The 4,082-nt window shown below is 67.9% G+C and carries 6 protein-coding genes and 1 pseudogene; 3 read left to right on the top strand and 4 right to left on the bottom strand.

The window, feature by feature from the left end; genetic code table 11:
- A pseudogene (locus ELR45_RS39910) lies at nucleotides 1-192 on the bottom strand (hypothetical protein); the annotation flags it as partial.
- 41 nt (nucleotides 193-233) lie between these two features.
- Between ELR45_RS39910 and ELR45_RS31745 the strand changes: the two are divergent.
- Complete coding sequence (locus tag ELR45_RS31745) at nucleotides 234-1,313, top strand: glycosyltransferase (protein ID WP_129669852.1); 1,080 nt, start codon at nucleotides 234-236, stop codon at nucleotides 1,311-1,313.
- Nucleotides 1,314-1,771: 458 nt separating this feature from the next.
- Entirely contained in the window at nucleotides 1,772-1,969 is a 198-nt protein-coding gene (locus tag ELR45_RS31735; RefSeq protein ID WP_129669850.1) for a phosphatase PAP2 family protein, read from the top strand.
- 5 nt (nucleotides 1,970-1,974) lie between these two features.
- On the opposite strand, the gene ELR45_RS31730 is transcribed toward ELR45_RS31735, so the two are convergent.
- The 3 genes from ELR45_RS31730 to ELR45_RS31720 form a co-directional block, all read right to left on the bottom strand.
- Complete coding sequence (locus tag ELR45_RS31730) at nucleotides 1,975-2,349, bottom strand: rhodanese-like domain-containing protein (RefSeq protein ID WP_205857665.1); 375 nt, start codon at nucleotides 2,347-2,349, stop codon at nucleotides 1,975-1,977.
- Between the two features lie 158 nt (nucleotides 2,350-2,507).
- Nucleotides 2,508-2,837: a hypothetical protein gene (locus ELR45_RS31725; protein WP_129669849.1), complete on the bottom strand. Its 330-nt coding sequence runs from the start codon at nucleotides 2,835-2,837 to the stop codon at nucleotides 2,508-2,510.
- Between the two features lie 41 nt (nucleotides 2,838-2,878).
- Nucleotides 2,879-3,802, bottom strand: coding sequence for a zinc metalloprotease (locus tag ELR45_RS31720; protein WP_205857664.1), 924 nt, complete (start codon nucleotides 3,800-3,802; stop codon nucleotides 2,879-2,881).
- Nucleotides 3,803-3,888: 86 nt separating this feature from the next.
- Here ELR45_RS31720 and ELR45_RS39905 point away from each other — a divergent pair.
- Nucleotides 3,889-4,082, top strand: a 194-nt coding sequence (locus tag ELR45_RS39905; RefSeq protein WP_205857663.1) for a hypothetical protein, incomplete at its 3' end; no start/stop codon positions are given.

Here is a 4,082-nt window from a genome sequence, read left to right as displayed (position 1 = left end):
CGTCTGCGGTGCCACCTCCGGCTGGCCCGTCTGCGGTGCCACCTCCGGCTGGCCCGTCTGCGGTGCCACCTCCGGCTGGCCCGTCTGTGGCGCCACGGCCGCCTGACCCCTCTGCGGCACCGCCGCCACCGCCGCCCGTTTGAGGACCTTTGCCCCTGACGAACGTGCCCTTCTTTCCGCGAACGTAGACATGCGAGGGAAGGGTGAGAGATGCGCGGATATGTGGATGGGCGATGAGCATGGCCTTGCGGATCGGGATCATCGCACCGCCGTGGTTGCCGGTGCCGCCGCCGTTGCACAGCGAGACGGAGTCCGCAGTGGACCAGCTCGCTCGAGGGCTGACTGAGGCCGGCTACCAGGTGGTTCTGTACACCACCGGGGATGCGAAATGCCCGGTGGACTGTCGGTCCTACTTCCCGACGGCGCTCGGCGCGGGGCTGGCAGACCGAAGGGCAGAGCTGGTGCATGTCGAGCATGCGTACCGTGAGCTGGCGGAGATGGATGTGATCCATGACCACACCGTGGCCGGGCTGCAACGGGCCGGCTGGAGCAACGGCCACGGTCCCATGGTCGCGACGATTCACGGCAACGTCACGCCGGAGCTGCGCAGGCTATATGGGGAAGTAGCGGGACACGTGTCGGTGGTGGCGAGCACATGGGCACAGCGGCGCAGCGTTCCTGAGGTACCGGTCACCAGCGTGATCCACTACGGGACCCCTACGTCCGATTTCCCGGCAGGACGGGGAGACGGCCGCTACGTCATGTTCTCCGGCGACCTGGCCGCGGACAGTGGCGCGCATGTGGCGGTTTCGGCCGCGAGACGGGCGGGCAAGCGGATTGTCGTCGCGGGAAGGATGGCGGAGGCGGCGGACCGACGGTATTTCGCTGAGCGGATCGCGCCGTACCTCGGTACAGAGGTGTTCTACGTCGGCGATGTCGGCGGAGACCGCAAGTATGCTCTGCTCGCCGGTGCGGAGGCTCTGATCAGTCCGTCCCGTGCCGCCGACCCGGGTGGGCTGACCATGATCGAGGCTCTGGCCTGCGGGACTCCCATCGTGGCGCTGCGTGAAGGGGCAGCGCTGGAGATGGTCGATCCCGGGCGGACGGGTTTCCTCTGCGAGGATGAAGCCGAGCTCGGGCGGCGCCTTGGCGATGTGCTGGAGATCGACCGCGCGCTATGCCGTACGACGGCGGAGGTGAGGTTCTCTGTCGACCGCATGGTGGCCGCATACTTGAGCCTGTACCGTCGGCTGACGGGAGTGACACACGTGCCCCGACGGCGCGGCGCACGCAGGCTGCGGCGTACCGCGTGACGCAGATAACACGGAATCGTGTTCATTGTGCAATGAATTTTCGTGTTCGAGTGTCATGAGTTTCATATCATTATGAAATGAATAAAGTGGCTCGGAGTGGCGGTTCGTCGACAGGGTGGTCAGTAGCCCTCCTCCCGTGGTCCAGATCCGAGGGGATCTCTTCCGGTGGCTGCGGGAGCGGTCGGCCGCGACTGGCGAACCACTGGAGTACATCGCCGACCGATGTATCGCCGCCTATCGGTCCGGCTTGACCTCGACCGCCTCGCGCGACGGCGGTGACTCCTGATGGCGGCGACCGTGCTGGCTGCGCCGGAGTTCGTGCGGCTCACCGATGGCTCCGAGACGGCTGCCGGGCTGCTGGGTGGCAAAGCGACGAACCTGGCCCGGATGCGAGCCGGAGGGCTTCCCGTCCCGGACGCGGCCGTAGTCGCCGCGTCCGTGTATCGCAGGGCGCCGCCGTGGCCGTGCCGATGGCGGTCGCTCTCGTCGTCACCGCGCTGTTCCGGCTGAACATGGGTATGCATTGGCCGACCGACGTGGTGGGCGGGATCATGATCTCGGGAACGTTCGTCCTCGCGGTCTTCTGGGCTCTGCACCACACTCGATGGCACCGGCACTGCCACAGCTGCCTGTGGGCGCCGGCCTCAGCGCATTGAGGCGGTCAACGTCCCAGGAGCCGCCGCCAGAGCGGACGTTTACGGCGTAGACCAGGCTCTGAACCGGTGACGGTGGGAAGTCCGGCCGCCGACCAGGCCTTCGTTCCGCCACGTACGGAATAGGCGGTCCGGCCCGCGCCGGCCAACGTGGTCGCGCCGCGAAGTGAGCGGACACCTGTCGAACACACGGTGATGACCTGACCGTCAGGAAGACCCCGCTCACGCACCAATAGCTCGCGGAGCGGGACGTTGACCGCACCCGCGATGTGACCACGTGCGTACTCCTCGGGCAACCTCACGTCGATGATCGTGTCGTCCGCTCGCCACATCGCCTGGGCGGTCGGAACATCGATCTCCTCCGCCACTGGGTTGCCGAACATCCGTACCTCTCGCCGTCGGTACTGGCAGGGTCCATCGTGTGCGACATCCGCCTGGCCGGGCCGCCTTGCCACCGCTCAGTAGGTCGTCCTGGTGCGTAAGGTCGCTATGGTGCGCCAGGTCCTCATGGTGTGTCGGGTCGTGATGGTGCGTCAGGTCGTTATGGTGCGTCCTCTGGGCGTAGCCGAAGCACCTCGTCGTCGACCTCGTCGATCTGGTAGCTGGCCAGGGCCTCGCGGGCGGAGGGGCCGTACACCCTGATCCGATCGGGACTGTCGGAGGTCCACGCTCGGGGCTCGGAGGCGACCGGCGCGTCGGTCGGCCCTGGCTTCCAGCTGACGTAGGTGCCGTCCGAGCGGAACTCGATCCCGTCACGTCCTCGCGCCGGCGGCACGGGACGATCGGCCGGCCGGTAGACATAGACGTCTGTTGTGTCCAGCTCGTGCACATGGATCCAGCGCCGGAACAGGGCTGTCGGTAGATCAGCCATACCTTTCAGTCTCCTCGCACGGGCAGCCCGATGTCCACGTCTCAGGGCGCCGCAACCGTGAGGTTCGACAGGCTCGCCCGTGGTCCGGCCAGCGCGGCGTCGATCCGCTCGACCTGGCCCTGGGTGAACATGAGCATGCACGCGTCGTCGGTGTAGTCCATGAAGTTCATGAACATGTCCCCATCCGGGCCGTTGTCGCAGCTCACAGTGGGAAACGTCGGGCAGCCTCGGCTGGGTCCCGCTTGGTTGGGGGTGTCGTCGACGAAGTCACTGCCGTGGCAGCCGTCCCCGTCGTCCCCCCAGACGTGCCGGAGGTTCAACCAGTGACCGACCTCGTGCGTCGTCGTCCGGCCGCCGTTGAAGGGCGCCGCCGCCGACCCGGTGGTGCCGAAGGCGGTATACGTGACGACGACCCCATCGGTGGCTGCCGGTCCACCCGGGAACTGGGCGTACCCGACAACGCCACCGGTCAGCTGGCAGACCCAGATATTGAGATACCGGTCGGCCGGCCACGGGTCGGAGCCGCCCGTGGCCGCGGACTTGACCGCGTCGTCGGTGTCGAACGCGGTCATTGCCGTGTTGGTACGGATGACGCCGTTGGTCGGCTCCCCGGCGGGGTCCTCCGTGGCGAGGAAGAACTCCACTCGCGCGTCACCGACCAGCGATCGCCAGACTTCGGGAACGCGGTCGCTGTCCGCGATGTCGGCGCGGAAGTCCGCGTTGAGCACATCGATCTGACTCTGCACCTGCGCGTCGTTGATGTTCTGCTCGTCGGACGCCCAGACCACGTGCACCACGACCGGAATCCGCACCGTCTCTTCGCGGGCCGCTGCGCGGCGGTGGAAGGTGGTGTTCTCGAAGGCCGCGCACGCCTCGGCGTACCCCGAGACGGTGTCGAGCAGCCGGTGGTGGACCTGCATCGTCTCGCAGCGCCGTACGGGCGCCTGAGCAACCGCTTCCGTCACGTGATCGACTTTACCGGGCGCTTCGCCGCCGGTGAAGCAGTTCCTTGCCGCGGGCCGGGCGCTGTCCATCCTCTAGGCTTTCGGCCGTGGCCATGGACGAGGGATCGGCGCGCGGCGGGGCCGGCGGGCGACCCGGCCGGCCCGGGCGATCCGAGTCGGCCGGGCGATCCGAGTCGGCCGGGCCGGCCGCCGTCACTGCCGTGCGTGCGGCCGTCGTCGACCTGTCCACTGTTGTCAAGCGCGCTGCCTGGCTCCTCGCCCGGCACTGGCCGGTGGTGCT

Source organism: Phytoactinopolyspora endophytica (genome assembly GCF_004138495.1).
Taxonomy (GTDB): domain Bacteria; phylum Actinomycetota; class Actinomycetes; order Jiangellales; family Jiangellaceae; genus Phytoactinopolyspora; species Phytoactinopolyspora endophytica.
The sequence above is the reverse complement of the archived record's forward strand: the minus strand, read 5'-3'. Positions and strand labels throughout refer to the sequence as shown.